This is a genomic window from Solidesulfovibrio carbinolicus, from assembly GCF_004135975.1.
Lineage (GTDB): Bacteria > Desulfobacterota > Desulfovibrionia > Desulfovibrionales > Desulfovibrionaceae > Solidesulfovibrio > Solidesulfovibrio carbinolicus.
The window spans coordinates 505854-521904 of the sequence record NZ_CP026538.1 but is presented as its reverse complement, the minus strand read 5'-3'; the positions used below and the strand labels follow the sequence as shown (position 1 = coordinate 521904).

The 16051-nt window shown below is 58.7% G+C and carries 16 protein-coding genes; all 16 read right to left on the bottom strand.

The genetic code is table 11. The features are described 5' to 3' along the window. Window positions 1-69: 69 nt before the first annotated feature. The 16 genes from C3Y92_RS02315 to pilP are packed head-to-tail and all read right to left on the bottom strand — an operon-like array spanning window position 70 to window position 16045. Window positions 70-492 (bottom strand): MucR family transcriptional regulator, encoded by a 423-nt coding sequence (locus C3Y92_RS02315; protein WP_129349124.1) that lies wholly within the window; start codon window positions 490-492, stop codon window positions 70-72. Window positions 493-540: 48 nt separating this feature from the next. Then, entirely contained in the window at window positions 541-1233 is a 693-nt protein-coding gene (locus tag C3Y92_RS02310) for a phage tail protein (RefSeq protein ID WP_129349122.1), read from the bottom strand. Then, window positions 1230-3239, bottom strand: a complete 2010-nt coding sequence (gene topA / locus C3Y92_RS02305) for a type I DNA topoisomerase (RefSeq protein ID WP_129349120.1) — start codon at window positions 3237-3239, stop codon at window positions 1230-1232. Before topA ends, C3Y92_RS02310 begins: the two co-directional genes overlap by 4 nt. An 8-nt stretch (window positions 3240-3247) precedes the next feature. After that, a complete protein-coding gene (locus C3Y92_RS02300) occupies window positions 3248-3862 on the bottom strand; it encodes a lytic transglycosylase domain-containing protein (RefSeq protein WP_129349118.1) in 615 nt (204 codons plus the stop codon). Beyond that, entirely contained in the window at window positions 3859-6117 is a 2259-nt protein-coding gene (locus C3Y92_RS02295; protein WP_129349116.1) for a zincin-like metallopeptidase domain-containing protein, read from the bottom strand. Before C3Y92_RS02295 ends, C3Y92_RS02300 begins: the two co-directional genes overlap by 4 nt. Further along, window positions 6107-6289: a hypothetical protein gene (locus C3Y92_RS02290; RefSeq protein WP_129349114.1), complete on the bottom strand. Its 183-nt coding sequence runs from the start codon at window positions 6287-6289 to the stop codon at window positions 6107-6109. Before C3Y92_RS02290 ends, C3Y92_RS02295 begins: the two co-directional genes overlap by 11 nt. After that, complete coding sequence (gene traF / locus C3Y92_RS02285) at window positions 6290-6826, bottom strand: conjugative transfer signal peptidase TraF (protein WP_129349112.1); 537 nt, start codon at window positions 6824-6826, stop codon at window positions 6290-6292. Further along, window positions 6823-8841 (bottom strand): type IV secretory system conjugative DNA transfer family protein, encoded by a 2019-nt coding sequence (locus C3Y92_RS02280; protein WP_129349110.1) that lies wholly within the window; start codon window positions 8839-8841, stop codon window positions 6823-6825. Before C3Y92_RS02280 ends, traF begins: the two co-directional genes overlap by 4 nt. Beyond that, window positions 8831-10039, bottom strand: coding sequence for a TrbI/VirB10 family protein (locus C3Y92_RS02275; protein ID WP_207214022.1), 1209 nt, complete (start codon window positions 10037-10039; stop codon window positions 8831-8833). Before C3Y92_RS02275 ends, C3Y92_RS02280 begins: the two co-directional genes overlap by 11 nt. Window positions 10040-10041: 2 nt before the next feature. Beyond that, window positions 10042-11154, bottom strand: a complete 1113-nt coding sequence (gene pilV / locus C3Y92_RS02270; protein ID WP_129349106.1) for a shufflon system plasmid conjugative transfer pilus tip adhesin PilV — start codon at window positions 11152-11154, stop codon at window positions 10042-10044. A 5-nt stretch (window positions 11155-11159) separates the two neighbouring features. Continuing rightward, window positions 11160-11588: a type IV pilus biogenesis protein PilM gene (pilM, locus tag C3Y92_RS02265; protein WP_129349104.1), complete on the bottom strand. Its 429-nt coding sequence runs from the start codon at window positions 11586-11588 to the stop codon at window positions 11160-11162. Continuing rightward, window positions 11585-12607: an ATPase, T2SS/T4P/T4SS family gene (locus C3Y92_RS02260; RefSeq protein WP_129349102.1), complete on the bottom strand. Its 1023-nt coding sequence runs from the start codon at window positions 12605-12607 to the stop codon at window positions 11585-11587. Before C3Y92_RS02260 ends, pilM begins: the two co-directional genes overlap by 4 nt. Window positions 12608-12609: 2 nt before the next feature. Next, window positions 12610-13089 (bottom strand): type 4 pilus major pilin, encoded by a 480-nt coding sequence (locus tag C3Y92_RS02255; RefSeq protein WP_129349100.1) that lies wholly within the window; start codon window positions 13087-13089, stop codon window positions 12610-12612. A 1-nt stretch (window position 13090) separates the two neighbouring features. Then, the gene (locus tag C3Y92_RS02250) at window positions 13091-14158 is read right to left on the bottom strand and encodes a type II secretion system F family protein (protein WP_129349098.1); all 1068 of its coding nucleotides are present in this window, start codon (window positions 14156-14158) and stop codon (window positions 13091-13093) included. Continuing rightward, window positions 14158-15693 (bottom strand): ATPase, T2SS/T4P/T4SS family, encoded by a 1536-nt coding sequence (locus tag C3Y92_RS02245; protein WP_129349096.1) that lies wholly within the window; start codon window positions 15691-15693, stop codon window positions 14158-14160. The genes C3Y92_RS02250 and C3Y92_RS02245 overlap by 1 nt, the downstream gene beginning before the upstream one ends. A 7-nt stretch (window positions 15694-15700) precedes the next feature. Then, the gene (gene pilP / locus C3Y92_RS21040; RefSeq protein WP_235669685.1) at window positions 15701-16045 is read right to left on the bottom strand and encodes a type IV pilus biogenesis protein PilP; all 345 of its coding nucleotides are present in this window, start codon (window positions 16043-16045) and stop codon (window positions 15701-15703) included. Window positions 16046-16051 lie beyond the last annotated feature (6 nt).

Sequence of the window (16051 nt, the reverse complement as noted above, 5' to 3'; positions counted from 1 at the left end):
AAGGCGGCTCCGCTGGAACCGCCTCACTTACCTTCAATCCTTGCGAGATGTCCCCGACTGCCCGGAGTCTCACGCTCCTTCCATTTTCGCCTTTAACCCGCGTCGTTCCCACAGCTTCATATCTTTCATTTTGGCTCGGCGCTCCCGGACCAAGGACTTGCAGACAAGAGACTGTGTCTTTTTATAGCCGTGCTTGGCGCGATATTCTTCAGCGCTGAGGTTGTGGGAAGCTAAATGCTTCTTCGTGATAACTTTGAAAGATCTACCGCATTCCAAGCAAACGATGGAGGCTTCCCTGACAGCTTTTTTGGGATCAAGGACAGGACCGCCGGCAACTTCGCTATCCTGACATTGGCAATCGTCGGCCATGGCCAGAATGCCGTCAGCGATAGACTTGACCATGGACAGGATTTCGTCCTCGGACATGGACCTGGCTCCAGCTTGAGCTTTCACAATATCCAGAGCCGCTGCCACTGCTTCACTTTTATCCACGACATCCCCCCTGACGGCCACGTTAGCCGAAGTTATAATTACCAATTGTTACGGAACAGCACGTATGAGATATCTAACTCTGGTATGAACAGGCGCTGTTTCTGATCCCCCGGCATAGGTTCCGGTTTGACTTGATACATACGCAGTACCAGTTAAAGAGCCGCTATTCAGTGAACCTGAAACGCTCCCTCCGCTTGTCGATCCATTAGACCAACCCATATTGGGAGATTGAGTTTGTCCCAGATTGGGCACACCATCGACCCACGTAAGAACAGTTTGTGATCCAGTTACAGCCTGATAAGAATAGCTCTGCGGCGATGCTGATCCGGAAAGACCTGTTGAGTTCAAATTCCCACTGACAGGAGCATTTTGCCCTGGCACGTAGACCGTGTGGCTTCTGATCGAATCGGATACCTTAGTGCCAACTAGGCTTAGCGTTGTTGTTCCTCGTAAAAATTGATCGCCATAATTCGGCACGTTCGTTCCGACGGCGGCCCTAAGGCGATCATACTGGCTGCCAGAAGGTACTGCCTGGCCATTACACTCCAACCACCTGCTGGCATCGGGCGGGAATGACGTCGATGGCCACGGGATGACGGTTCCAACCGGAATAGTCCCCGTGCTGGTTATTGTAATCAAAGTTGGATTAAAGCTCAATCCATCAGCAGCGATGCTGTACTGGCCGTGGCCTACAGAAAGGACAAGGGCCAGTAAGAAGATGATGCGCCGGATAAGGGTCATGCTTTGCCTCCTTTCCTCTTGGCGTCAAAAGCAGGCTGACCGCCGGCATCAGGAAAGGACTCCTTGCATTTCGGAAATTCCGAGCATCCCCAGAAATCGTAGCCTCCGGCCCCTTCCTTTATGCGGTGGATCAAGGGCTTTTTGCATTTCGGACACTGGAAGCTGCTCACAGGAGCCTTTTGCCGGGTTTCCAGGCGTTCTCCAGGCTTGCCGCCGGCATTGGCGAATGTCGCAGAGCAATCCGGATAACCCGAGCACCCCCAGAAATCGTAGCCACGGTCATTCTTGCCCGCTGGCTTGGTGATCCGGCGCAAAGGCTTACCGCAGGCCGGACAAGCATGGGAAGTGAGGGACACGAAGCCTTTAAGCTCTGCTTCAAGGCTCGTGTGAAATTGGCGCATGACCTCAACATAAGGAACTTTTCCCTCCGCTAGGGCATCAAGGCTTTCTTCCATGCCCTGGGTATAGGAATAGTCCAGAAAGCCGAAGTGACCGCGAAGCGCATCGACCACGACCTCGCCGGCATCCGTTGGCACCAGGTTACGTTTTTCCAGGCGCACGTACTCCCTGGCCATGATGTTCTCTAGGATGGCAGCATAGGTGGACGGCCGCCCGATACCCCGCTCCTCCAGTGCCTTGACCAGGGACGCTTCGGTATACCGTGCCGGTGGTTTGGTTTTATGTACCGTAACCAGGCCGGCTCCCACCGCCAGTTGACTGCCCGCCTGGAGGCGCGGCACAGGGTTCTCTTTTTCCTGCTCCTCGCCCTCGGCATCGTCTTGTTTTATGACGATCTTCCAGCCGGGTCTGCTCAGGGTTCGGCCTTTGGCCTCAAAAATAGGCCCGCGATCCGAGATGACGTTACCCGCTAGCTGCACGGTCCGGACGTCAAAAACAGCGTCATCTAGCTGGCTGGCCAAGGTGCGCCGGCGGATCAGCGCGTAGAGGGCCTGCTCGCCCTCGGTCTCTCCAGCCTCTTCTGCCTCGATGTGGGTGGGACGAATGGCCTCATGGGCCTCCTGCGCGCCTTCCTTGCTCTTCCACCGCCGGCTTTTAGCCACCACCGGCCAGTCCCGGCTGCGGCAATACTCCTGGATGGCAGCCACGGCCTCATCGCTGAGGTTGGGCGAGTCCGTCCGCATATAGGTGATATGCCCGGCCTCATAGAGCCGTTGCGCGAGGCCCATCGTTTCCTTCGGGGAGATCTTCAGAGCCGCTGAAGCCGCCTGCTGGAGCGTCGACGTGGTGAACGGCGCTGGCGGCGCGGACCGGCTTTCCGTCTCCTCGCAACTCAGGACAGTCACCTTGCGGGTCTCAGTGGCCACCCTCGTGGCCAGTTCCTTGTCCAGCAAGTAGCTTCGACCTGGTTCCAGCCAATCCTTCACCAACCAGGTGGCCACCCAGCCGGGGGTGATGTTTTCGACCTGGTCAAAAATGAGATTGACCCCGTAATGCGTCGTGACCGTAAAAGCTCGGATTTCGCGCTCACGATCCACGACCAGGCGCAGAGCCGGACTCTGAACGCGCCCCGCCGACTTTTTGCCGCCCACGACCCGCGAAAGAGGGCCTGAGACCTTGTAGCCCACCAACCGATCTAAAACACGACGACCTTCCTGGGCGGCCACAAGATGCATATCCAGGCCACGCGGGCTAGCCAGAGCCTTTTTGACCGCCTGTTCTGTAATTTCGGCGTAGGTGACACGCTGAGGGTCTTTGAGCCGCAAGGCGTCGGCCAGATGCCACGCAATTGCTTCCCCCTCCCGGTCGGGGTCCGTGGCCAGGTACACGGCCTGGGCATCTTGAACAGCCTTGGCCAGCTTGGCGATGACGCCTTTCCCCCGTTCGGTGGGCAGGTAGCGCGGGCGGTAGGACGTCTCGTTGACGCCGATGTCATCCCTGGGCAGATCGCGCACGTGGCCGACGCTGGCCATGACCTGCCATCCCTCACCCAGGAAACCTTGTATTTTTTTGATCTTGCCAGGGGATTCAACAATCAAAAGGTTCATGTACTACCTCACTTTTCGTTGCTGGCCACTTCTCGACGTTTGACGACCATTGGCGATGCTGCCGGCGACACCGTCTGTCGCGGACTCGAAGAGGAAGACGACATCATCGCAGGAGCTTTGCTGCCGAGTCTGGCCAGGACAGCGGCGGCGTAGGCCCGCCCGCGTTCAGGATTTCGTTCCAGGGGGGTGTGATAGGTGGCCACGGCCTCCCAGGTCAGGCCATAGCGCTTGATGGCCTGGGCCAGTATCCAGACGCCCACCTGGACGTTGCCGCGAGGCTCGAACACCAGCTCCAGGGGCAGTCGGTAGCGTCGAAGCCACTGCGCATTGATTTGCATGAGACCGATGTCGAAGGAGAGCCCGGCGGCAAGCGCGGCCCGGGCCACCGCCAAGGCCTCTTCCTTCGACGCGTGAAGGACCGGCCGGCCGGCAATGTTCATGGCCCATGGACGGCCGCCGCTTTCATGGCCAGCGATAGCCAAGGCCAACGGCTTCGGCACGCCGTAGCGTTCGCAAGGACCATCGAAGAGGTTGACCAGGTCAACGGTGGATTGCGCTCGGGCAGGGGAGGCCGCGGCAAGGAGCACGATCAGGGCCATGCAGACCTGGCGGATCGTGTTCATCGGGTCATCTCGCAGCTCAGTTCACGGCCAAGATGCTGGTCGTGGCCCCGAGTCATCCCTCGGGCCTTGGACACTTGTGCGGCCACTTCCTTGAGCCCCCGAGAAAGATGGAGATCGTTGAAGTCCTTTAAGCCAACAGCCATTTCCTCTTTGTTAAAGACAGGGACGACGACATTCCCACCAATGCCCTGGGCGGCCTGCTTGGCCTTCTCGACCCCGACGTTGCTGTTGGGGTTTCGATAGTCGTTATCCGCGCAGATCGTGATTTTGGCAGCGGGATACTTTTCACGTAGCGCCTGGGCAACCGGCTCCAAATTGCCGGCGTCAAACGCCACGGCCACTGGCTTCTCTGTGGCCATATGCACGCTGGCACCTGTGGCGTAGCCTTCGGTCAACAAGATTTCCCCTTGATCGAGCTTCCGCTCAGGATCGATCAAGTGGAAGCAGCCTTTTTTCTGCCCCCCAGGCTGGAACCGCTTGCTGCCGTCCGGATGGATTTCCTGGACATTGCGCAGTTCCCCGTCCGCATTGCAGAGGGGGACGAGCAATAACTCGCCTGCCCGTGCGTCGTCAGTCCAGGATTCTTTGATTCCAAGCGGGAGGACCCTCTTTTTCAGGAGATACGGGTGCTCGGCGGAGGCGAGAGAGCGTTCGGCAAAGGCTTGGGTGCACTGCTGGGCTACTCGGTTCTGTTCATTGAGCCGTTCACGCTCCCGGCGCTGACCGCGTTCAGCCGCTTCCAATTTGAGAGCCGCCTTCTGTTCATCGGTCAGGGTGTGGCCATGAGCTTTCCACGTGGTTTTTTCGCCGGTCACGTAGTTCTGGTACCAGCCGGCGGGATGGCCATCGAGGAAACCTTGGTAAGCACCATCCAGAGCGTTCGGTCGACCGGCGATTGGGACCCGGTGAATCTTCCCATCCATGATAGGCGCGCCCTGAAGCTCCAGGCCGGCTGCGCGCAAGGCCTGGGCGAACTCTTCCTTGGGGTCCATGGTTTGGGCCGGGCTCGGCTCTTTGGACGGCAGCCAGGTGCCGAGCTTGGTCATGTCCGCGCCCTCGGGCGCGTACCAGAGCTTGGCTTTGCCATCCCACTTGGCTCCGGCCGCTTTCGCCCGTTCCTTTTCGCGAAACGGCACGGCCAGGAAGGTTTTTTCCTTGGCGGGAGCGGGGGGCGCTTTTTCCACGCCCTCGTCACGCAGATAGGCGGCAAATGCGTCGTTGCTAAGCCCCAAAAAATCCTGGAGAGACTTGCCGGTCTCATTTTCATGCCAAAAATGAACCCGGGCATCGAGGTCCTCTTTCTTTTCGGCCGGGGAGCTGGCGACGGCTTTGTCTTGGGCCATCATCTCCTGGGACTGTTCCTGCTTTTGTTCCATGTTGAGCACGTGCTGTTTGATCTTCTCCGCGTCGCGGCAGGCGCGGACGATTTCATAGGGGTCCTTTTCGAGAACGGAGACCCACGAGTCCACGTAGGCCAGATGCTGCCCGGGATCGTGGCCGATGCCTAAATCCTGACCGAGCATCCAAGAGGCGATTTCAGCCCGCAACTCCTCGCGGGCATAAGGCTCGGAACCGAAGGGACCGAACTCCCGGTCCAACCGGGAAGGATGGCCGGTCCAATGGCCAAGTTCGTGGAGCGCCGTGACGTAGTAGCCATCAGCCGAGGGGAAATGGTCTTTGGGGGGCAGGCAGATTTCATCCGAGCGCAGGCTGTAATACGCCCGGTTGCGCTGATTGTGTTTGATGGTCGCGCCCGAGTTTTCGAGGATCGTCTCCGCCTTTTGATTCGGGTCCCAAGCCAGGCTGACCGTGGACGGGTCCAAAGGCGGGATGTTACCCTCCAACTGGCTGACGTGAAAAACCGAAGAGAAGCGCACAATCGGGCGGCTTAACTCCACCTTTTCCATGACCTGGTTGCCCTCGCCGTCCAGCTTCGGCTTCCCGTCATCGTCCCGGGCCGGCTCCTCCTTGGAGAACTGCCAATAGACGATGGTCTGGGCTTTTTCGCCCTTCCGGACCCGGCAATCCAGGGAGTTGGCCTGCTTCAACGACATCCAGCGCGGGTCCTCGTACCCTTTGCGGGAGAGCATCACCCGATTGATGCCGCTGTAGACCGTGCCCGAGACGGGATTCAGCGGCGCGTGCAGTTCCCCGGGCTGCCAAGGTTTTTGCCAAGAAGCCGTGCCATTTTTAAGGTCCTCGATGAGCTGTGCGGCAAATTCTTCGTGAAAGGGTTTGCGGTCTTTATGCGCCACGGCCGCCCTCCTCACCCTCTTGAACGTCCAGATCATCGAGGCCGATGGCCTTTTCCTCAAACGCGCCCAGGAAATCCGCCACCTCGGGATCGGCCGGGATGCCAAGGCTGGGATTTTCCGAGGCCTGGACGTCCACTGCCCGAGCCGCCGCTTTTAGTGCTTCTCGTTCCATTCATTTTTCTCCTGTGTCGAAGAGTTGAACCGGCTTCACCAGTTGAAGCGAAGTGAGGGGGACCAGGCCAAAGTATCGGCCGTCAAAACCGCCTGGATGCCCAGATGACAGGATCAGGGCCATGCCCTGGGGAATCCGGCCAGAGCGAAGTGCGATTGGCGGCAGCGGCCTGCCGGAGCTGTCTTGCGAATGCGCCTGGCTCTCAGGCTGGAGCCGGCCGTTAATCCAGATGCCGTCCGGGGCCAGGCCCACCTCGTCACCTGGGAGCCCCGCTACGACCTTGAGCAATGGTTGCAGTCCACCCGGACATGATCCGGGCCGCAGGTAACCCCGCTCCAGAGCCAAAGGCGTGAAGGTTGTGTCTTCCAGGCAGAAGCTGACGAGGGCGCCGTGCTCGATCACCACAGCCTGGCCAGGGACAAGCTGATAGACCCCCCTGGGCATCGAGGCGGTGGCGTTGAACCGAAACCCGCCCTCGAAAAAAAGGACTCCCGCGCACCCCATGATGCACACGAGAAAGACGACGCTGGGCCTCATGCTTGAGCCCCCTGCGCTTTTTTGAGGTAGGCAGCGTAGCCACTTTGCTTCTCAAGGGCGGTTGTGGCCTTAGGATTGGCTTTAAGGTTGGAGCTGGTGGCCGCACCGAGGGAGTCGGATTGGACTGGAGCCGGTATTTTGACCCGTTCGGAAAATGCCGGGTCTCGAAAATACAGGATTTGATGGCCGTAGATTGGAGACTGGCCGGCCACGAAAATGAGCATGTCGCCGGGCTTTTTGGCTTTCTCGCCCGTTTTCGTGAGGCCCGGCAGGCGCATACATTCGTCTGGCGTCAGAAGCGGCCGAGCGGTCTCGGAGATGCTGACCGAGGCGTTTTTCAAGTGCCCACTGCGAGAGCCTGACAAGGAGGTCCTTTCGGTCACGACCGTCGTCTTGCCTGTCATTTCCGAGAGTTCTTTGGCCGTCTCCAGGGTATTCGGCGCGTAGGCGATCCGGACGTGACAGTTGCCCTTGATGCCATTTTCCTTGCCGTAGGTCTCATTGAGTTGCTCGATGTTTTGAATAACGAGCAGATAGTTGATGCCGTATCCAGCGGCATAGGCGATGGATTTGTTAATGACTTCCATCTTGCCGATGGAAGTGAACTCATCCATGAGCATGAGCAAACGGCGAGGCGGCTTCTTTTGCTCGCCGTTCTCGAAATCCATGCGTTCGCAAATACGGCTGATGATGATGTTGAGGATCAGCCGGAGCAGTGGCCGCACTCGGTTCACATCCGTGGGGCTCACAACGAGATAAAGACTCACCGGCTTTTCATGATGAAGAAGATCGCGCACCCGAAAGTCCGAGCGGGCCGTGTTCATGGCCACCACTGGATCGCGGTAAAGCGCCAGGTTGGAAACGGCCGTGCCCACGACGCCCGAGCACTCGTTGGCGCTCTTGTTGAGCATCTCCCGGGCCGAGGAGGCGATAAACGTATGAATGTCCTGGCCGCCTATGGCTCCCGAGGGAAAGCATTCCGCGACCAGGGCCGCATGATCAGTTTTGAGCATCTCCTCAAAGAGCTCCTCAATCGTGCGGTCCTTGTCGGCAAGCATGTTGCCCAGATCGCTGAGGGTGGCCGTCCTTTTTGCCTTGTGGCGCACCGTCACCAAGCAATGGAGCAGCGCGCCGGCAATGAAGGCAAAACCCGCTTTGGCCCAATAGTCTTGGAGCCCCTTGCCCTCGGGGTCCACGATCATGGTGGCGATGTTTTGCACGTCCGGGATGGCCTTGAGCGTATCCAGCCGCACCTCATCCAGGGGGTTGAAGCAGGTGCCGAGCCTGTCATCGCCAAGGCTGGCATCTGACGGATCAAAGCGCAGGACCTTGTGCCCCTGGGACCGCCGCCACCCCGCAGTCAGCGCCCAGTTCTCACCTTTGATGTCCAAGTTGACCGTTGAATCGGGGTAGGAAAGCAACGTCGGCAGGATGACGCCCACGCCTTTGCCGGACCTGGTTGGCGCATAGAGGAGCACGTGCTCGGGGCCATCATGGCGCAGATAGCGTTGCGTCTGCGCGCGACGACCCCGGAGCCATTGCCTGACGGCCTGCCACCCATGGAATTTCTTGAGCCAACCGCCGACATAGATGCCTTGACCGCCGCAAAGCCCCATCTCCTTGATCTCATCCTCCGAGGCCCAGTGGGCGGAGCCATGAATATCGGACGTGTCTTTGGGTTTACGCATGGACAGCAGAGCAAATCCCAGGATCAGAAATTGGGGGACGATAAAGAGCATCTGCCCATGGAACTCGGCCCGGCGCACGGCCTCGTATTCGTCGCTCCACTGGTGCCACGAAAGGATCGACCAGGGCGCGTACCAGACCATGCCGAAGGCCGAGCCCCAGGGGGTGCCCAGAGATTGATGGTTGCCAAAGAAGGCCGCCACCCGCTGGGTTGCCAAGGACAAGCTGACCCCGGCCAAGAGCACCATGAAAAGGAGGTAGCCCCATCGCAAAAGCTTACGGCGCGTCTTGATGCCGCCCAGGCCGTGCTGAATGATCTCACTGCTCACGATACGGCTCCTTGAAGACCAGGTCCTTGGTCACGATGACGTTGAACCGGTAGCCAGGCCGGATTTCCAGCGTCGGCTTGATGTTCATGTTTTTTTCGAGAAGCTTGGAGGTAGTTTGGCCGAACTGCGTGGCCAGGGCCGAGGCCATTTCCTGCTGGAGCGTCGGCGTCGAGGAACTGTTTGTGGAATTGGAGCTATTGGATGTCGGGGTCATGCTGTCCACGGCCCAAGAAGTGGTCCCGGTGATGAGCGACATGAGCAGCGCGCCGCCAAAAGTTCGGAAATAGTGATTGTTCACCTCATCGTTGAAGCCCGAATAGCCGGCGCTGTCAGTGCCGGGCATGGACTCCAGGGTGATGGCCGAGCCATCAGGAAAGATGATGCGGTTCCAGGCCACGAGCACGCGGGACTGGCCATAGATGATCCGGGAGTCATAGACCCCGTAGAGTCTGGCTCCTTGCGGGATGAGCAGGAATTGGCCATTGGCCGTGTCGAAGACATTCTGGCTGACCTGAGCGATGATTTGGCCGGGCAAATCCGAATTGATGCCACCGATCATCACCGCTGGGATCACGGCACCGGTTTTGACCTCAAACCGCTGTCCCGCCATCCGGGTGTTGGGGGAAATCCACTGTTTATCGGTCTTCTTCGCCCGATCAAAAAAGGCCTCCTTGTCCTTGTCCGCCGCCGGGTTGTAGTCCCCCTCCCGGGGCGCTCCCGCGAGCCGCTCAAGCCGGTCAAGAGGGTCACCGGTCGACTCTCTTTCGGGCTTCAGCGGATTGTTCTCACCCTGGAGCCCGATCTTCGCCGTCTCGTCCTTGACCTTGCGAATGACAAGCGGCGACGAAAGCGCGGTCATGGCGGCTTGATGCCGCTGCCTGCGCAATTCTTCCAATTCGCGTTTATATTCCGGCGGCTCGTTGCTGGTGACCACCTGGACGATGGGCTGGGGCGGTGTTGTCGGCGTTGGCGGCGGTGGAGGCGTCGCCATGCCCATGCCGCCGGCATCACTTATGAGGGGCTTGTCATCCCGAACGACTATTGCCGGCTTTTCTTTCACATCCTTCTTAGCCTTGCTGGTAAACTCCACAGAGTAGACAAGAATGCCAAGCAATATGGCTCCGACGACAATAGAAAGATAGAGCGGCCACTTCCGCATCCTTTGGGTTTCGATATATTCATTGGGATCATTGAGCATGATCAACTTCCTTTGGCGCAGGTTGTACAGACCATGATGCGGCCGTAGTCCGATGCGGGATTGACCCAACCCAAGGTGTCGTCCGTGGTCAAAAGCCGCAAATGCACCTGCCATTGGGTCGGACTGGCGTTGACCGCCCAAGCCTGAAACGATGTGATGGGAGGAGCGGCGGCCCCGGCGGCTGCGATTGTCGGAGCCACGAAGATTTGCGGAGTGGTATCGGTTCCCGGCGGACAGGACGGCTTGTCAATAAGGTCCCCGTCCTTGGCCAGGGTCGCGTTTTTAAAAAGCGTGCTGTTGCCGGTATCGGCCATCATTTCCATTTTGCCGTTCCGGCAAAGGTAAAGACCCTGTGCGTTATCCAAAAATAACCTGCCTTCAGCGGCGGTATCGCAGGTTTCGCTATCTAACGTTCGTGCGGTGAACTGGACCTCATAGAGGTTTCGGATTGCGTGATCCGTCATATCCAGTTCCGTTTGCATCTGGTTGAGTTCCGGGTGGCCCGGGACGGCCACCCGGTAGAGGAAATCCTGACCGAGGCTTGAGCTGTCGAACGTGCTGAGCGCCCCAAGATGGCCAGGCCCTGGGGATGTGATCCCGACGCTGGCCAGGTTAAGTGTCCACCCGCCGAAGGCTCCGCGCAGTGAACTGGATGGCTGGTCCGGAATAACGCCCGTGGGGACAAAGCCGCCGGCTCCTCCCGCCATGGCCGCCGCCGAGGGAACGACCGAGGTGGCAAACCGTACATCCTTGGAATCCTGCCCGCGCCCGCCCGTGGTCAGAACCACGGCCTGAAGGGTATTGGCTGACGGCTGCCGAAAGGTGATTTGATAGGTCTGGCCCCAGACGTTGTGGCCCAGAAAGCCGGCGTCCAAAAACCCTTCCGTGACCAGCGGGTCGGTCCCGATCGCCGGCCCGCTGGAGGCCGAGGTCTGCGTCAAAAGGTCTGTCTGGTGCTTGCGGACATAGGCGGCCGCAGCCTTGGAAACCGCGAGCAGTTGGTCGGCTGCCTGCCTTTTTTCCAACTCGATTGAGCCCAGCTCCCACAGGTTCAAGAGGACCGGAAGCATGATGAAAAGGACGAGCAGCGCCCCGATGGTTTCGATGAGTTTCATGGTAATTACTCCACGCTGACCACGCTCACGATGTTGCCCTCGGAAACGAAGGCAGGGACCGGGGTGACGCCGCCGTAACTGGGGACAAGCTGGCCAGCCGCCGCGCGGCCGATGGCGTAGCTTCCCCAGTATAAATCCCGGACAACCGCTATTTCCTCAGGCGACGCTTCTCCCCAGACGTAGAGGCAGCCCGCCTCGATGCGAGCATGCCAGGGACGCAGCATGACCCAGCCCGTGGGAAGGTCCAGGGAAGCCGTTGCAATATCCCCTGGCGTTTTGTGGTCCTTAAACACATACCGATGCACTTCATTGCGGTAGACAGCGAAGTTGTGGGCTATCGCCTCAGTCCGCTGCACGTCCTGGGAATCCATGCTCCCAAAGCGCAGCATAGCCAGGAGTCCCAGAAGGATCATGAGAACAGCCAGCGCTTTCATATAGCATTGAGTCCGTGATCTGCGATCCGGTTCCGCAGTTCGCGCATGTCGTCATGCAAAGAAGTGAATTGTCGCTCTCGCAATTTCGCCCTGATGCCTTTCACGCGCATGGCGCTTTCGGCATTTTGGGAGGTCGAGAAGGGCAACAGGAGGTATTGAGAGATTTTCTGCCATTTGGAGTCACCTTCGAGGTCCTGGAGGATGATCGCCAAGAGGGAATTCGCTAGGTTCTCGCAGGCGTTGGCACCGTCGAATTCCTGAGCCCAGTTGATGAGGCGATCCAAGGCGGCGATGACATCGAGGCCATGGATCGTGGCCACCACAAGCTGCTGCTTCGAGCCCAAAGCCACGCGCAGAGCTTCCAAAGCGGCATATTTCGTTAGAATTTCCCCGATAAAGATGACATTTGGTGATGCGTAGCGGTGCGCCCGTTTTATCTGTTCCGGGAGTTCATGCTCTCCTTGAATTTCCGTTTGAAAACAGTAGCCATGCTCCCCCCAGTTCCCCCCTAAGGGCAGTTCGGCGGGATTCTCGAACGTGACGCCATGGCCGCCGTGGCGGCTGAGACGACCAGCGACCAGGGCACTGGCCGTCGTCGTTTTACCGGAGGCCTGCGCGCCGGCCACCAAAACAAGCCCCTGACGCTGCTCTTCTAAAAGCAGCCATTCGCAAAGGTACGGTGGCAAGCCTAATTGCGTCAGATCGGGGACTCGCTCAGCCAAACGGCGCAAGAACCAGGTTCGCCCCGCGTCCACGTCTTGGATGTCAGCTACCCGGTAATGGACGCCGCCATGGAAGAACCGAATCGTTCCGGATTCCGTGCGGAGTCCGGTTGCGGGATCAATCTGACGTTTGGCCAACACGGCGTCGGCCAAACGATTGGGCAAATCCTTTACTTCGTCCTCGCAATCTTTCGGCAAGGGTACGAGTTGCTGCCCTGTTTCAGGGCAGCCTTTGAGACGAGCAGTCCCATCCGGCAAGATGATGAGGTCCGAATACGTCAACTGCGAAAGCGGCATGGCTATCTCGCGGTAAAGAGAATGGTATTGTTTTCTTCGCAGTAGGAAACAATATCCGAGACCACTGTGCTCGAAAGGCGATCCACGGCATGGCCGTTCACATCCACACCAAGCCAGGCATCTGTCTGAAACTTGGCCAGCTTGGTACACTCTTCCTGGGGAATAGTGGTGAGTTCGATAGAAAAAGCCGCTTCAGCCGTCATCGGGGCCAAGGTGATGTCGCCACCGAAAGCGTTTTTGAGAGATTCCCCCTTGATAAAAGACTTGGGCACCACTCCGGCTTTGAGGGCCAAGCTGTTGTCCAATCCGCTATAGTCGGCGGCTCCGGAAAACATGTGCTGTATCTGCATGCGCAGGGTGACGAGATTTTGTTCAGTCTCCCCGAGCTTCGACGAAGAAAACGCCGCGTTGAGTCCCAAGGCGGCCCCGGCCAGGATGATGAGCCCCACGAGAATGGCTCCAAGAGTTTCAAGAAGCGTCATGTCAATATCCTCCAGTCGGTAAGAGTTGAGACTGCAAAGAACCTATCGCCATTGCCAGAACTGAAACTAAAGCCGTAATCAGGACGATGCCCATTAAGTTCATGAGCCTAGATTGCCGCTTTACCAGCTCCACCCCATCGTGCATCCATTCGGTTGCAAGCTCGTGTATGCGACGGTGAAAGCTAGGCAAGACGGCATAGACGCGAAGATCATCAATCAATTCCTGGTCCGGAAAGTCCATGCCGCAATCATACATCGACTCACCCAAGTTCTTACCGGTACCATTTTCAATGGAGATGGCGAGGATGCGCTCTCGCAGATAAGGGCTGATGTTTTCGGAATTGATCATGCTCTCCATGATATGTGAGAGCTGGATGCCGGAACGCATCATGGTCGAAAGGGTGTAGAGCCAGACAGAGCCCACGGTCAGGCGGTAGATCGACCAGGGGGGCAGGTTTTCGACATAGAGCCGAAGCCGGCCGGTCCAAACGGGCAGGGTCAAAAGCGCCGTTGCAATGACGCCGAGAAGAACCAACAACGTGACGGCCCCAGCCGAAGAGGCCACAAACGAGGTCATTTTGTAGAAGGCGGCCGCCGCGCCGTGCCATTTGGCGGGATCGGACAGCATGGCGAATTTGGGCATCACCATGATGGAGACGACGCCCAGAAGCAGCATACAGACACCGAAGAGAAAGACCGGATAAGCCAGCGCGCTCACCACGGCCCCTACAATCTTCTGGCGAGCGGCTAAGAGGCCAGCCGCCAGTTCCAACCCCTCGGGCAAACGCCCCGAGCGCTGGCCGCTGGAAATGAGCATGACTTCTTCCGGCGTGGCGAAATCAGACAGACTCGTACCCAGATTGTGGCCCAGGCCCAGGTATTCCAGCACCCTGGAGTAAACCAATGCCGTGGGGGACCGGCGCATCGTTGCCCGGAGCTGCATCTGCCGCAGGCTCTGATCCAGGCTCATGCCGTGCCGGGCCTGGGCCGCAAGCTTTTTCCAGGTCCGTTGGCGGAGCGTGCTGCCGAAGGCCAGCCGCGCCAACACTTCTGCCAGATAACCTCGCATCAGCGTCCCCCGCTCACGAAAACCTGGTTGAAGTTGAGGGGGACGCCGAGGCGCTCTTCCGCGAGATAGGGATCGACCATGCCCTCTTTAATGAGTTCCACAGCATGATCGACGTAGCTGCGGCCTCCTTTTTCCTTGACCCAGTACTCATGGGCGCGGGGAATATTGCCTTCACGCAAATACCCGAGCATTTCCTGATCCGTGGCCACGATTTCAGCTGCAACCGTTTGTCCGCTCAGGCCGCGCATCCGGCACTTCTCACAGCCATCGCCCCGAACAAAGACGGATTCACGGTCATCCAGGACACGCCGCAAGCGGCCGGCAACGTCCTCGGGCAAGTACTGCTGCCGCTGCTCGGGTTTGAGGTCCATCAGCCGAATTTTACAGTCCGGGCACAGCATGGGCAGGAGCCGTTGGTATTCGAGGCCAGCCAAGACGTTATGGTCGCAAATCTGCTCAAGGGGATTGCGGTAATGGGTAGCCAAGATGCTGACCAAACGGGCAATGATGCCCATGGCGTTATTGGCATGGATCGTGGCGAAGACGCCATGGCCAGTGAGCGCTGCGTCAATGGCCGCTACGGCCGCTTCGGCGTACCTGATCTCACCGATCATGAGCACGTCCGGATCGCTTCGCATGGCTCCCGCGATGGCGTCACAATACGCGCTAGACCGATTGTCCCGGTCGTTGCTGGAGATGAGGACCTGGCGCACCCCCTTGAGGGGATACTCGGGTGGGTCCTCAATGCTGAAATAGGCTTTCTCGGGATTGCGCTCCGTCATGGACTCCATGACGTGCTTGAGGAAGGTCGATTTCCCGTGCCCTGTTGGCCCGGAAATGATCGTCAGCCCGGTGCGCCTGGTCAGAAACTGGGCGGTATCACATTGGGAAGATGTGAAGCCGAGCGCCGTCATACGCTCTTGCAGGGAGCCCTTGGCTAAAGTCGCATCATAGAGAAGCCGCAGGGACATGGAGGTGCCCACGCCGGATTCCGCCTGGGCGCATTCGATGGGTTCGGAATGCACACGCACGGAATGGACGCTCGGCGGCAGGTAGTTGCGCTGGGCGATCCGCCCGTCCTGCCGTTCGGTCGGGGAAAAGCAGGAGTCGGCCGACTGGGAGAGCTTTTGATAGATGCAGGCGATCAACCGCTTGCCCAGTTCGGCATTGAGCTGGGTATGGTCCGTCAGCATCCCCAGGCAGCGGAACCGGATAATGGTATAGAGACCGAAATCCATAAGATGGATGTCGGACGCTCCGGTTTCGTAGGCATCTTTAATGAGGTCGATGGCATACTGTTGGACCTCATTTTCTGCATGCCCCGTCCTGGACGCTTGTGCCTGATAGGTGTTGTCAAATTCTTCCGGCTTATGGAATTCATAGGTCAGAATTCCGCGACGCCGCAGGCTTCCATAGAAATCAACGATTTGAAGGTTATTTTTGAGTTCTGCCGAGATATGGAGGACGCCGTTAACGAGGGCCACGCGCCCTCGCAAAGCCTCTGGGATGTCGTCAATAACGCTAATTGCTTCCATAATGAGCCTACTCGAAAGCCAGTGCAGTTGATGTATTTCCGCGCCGCACCAAAACCCCGTTGCGGCTGACGGAGGCGATGACGCCGCCGCCGAACTTATCCCCGGGACGGACTGTCACCAGGCTGCCGGCGCTGGAACGGATCGTGGCGCTGGCATGGCCATCCACGCCTTGGATTGAGACGACAACCGGAGCCGCCTCATTCGGTTTGGCCGCCACGGGCTTGGGAAGCTCCGGCAACAACATCTGGGGTTGGGGCGCGGGAGCGACCTGTTTCGGAAGCAGCTTTTCCTTTTCCTGGGCAATGGCCACCTGCAACTTGATCTCTTCCAGATCACCCCGCAGCGAAGTCATTTTTCC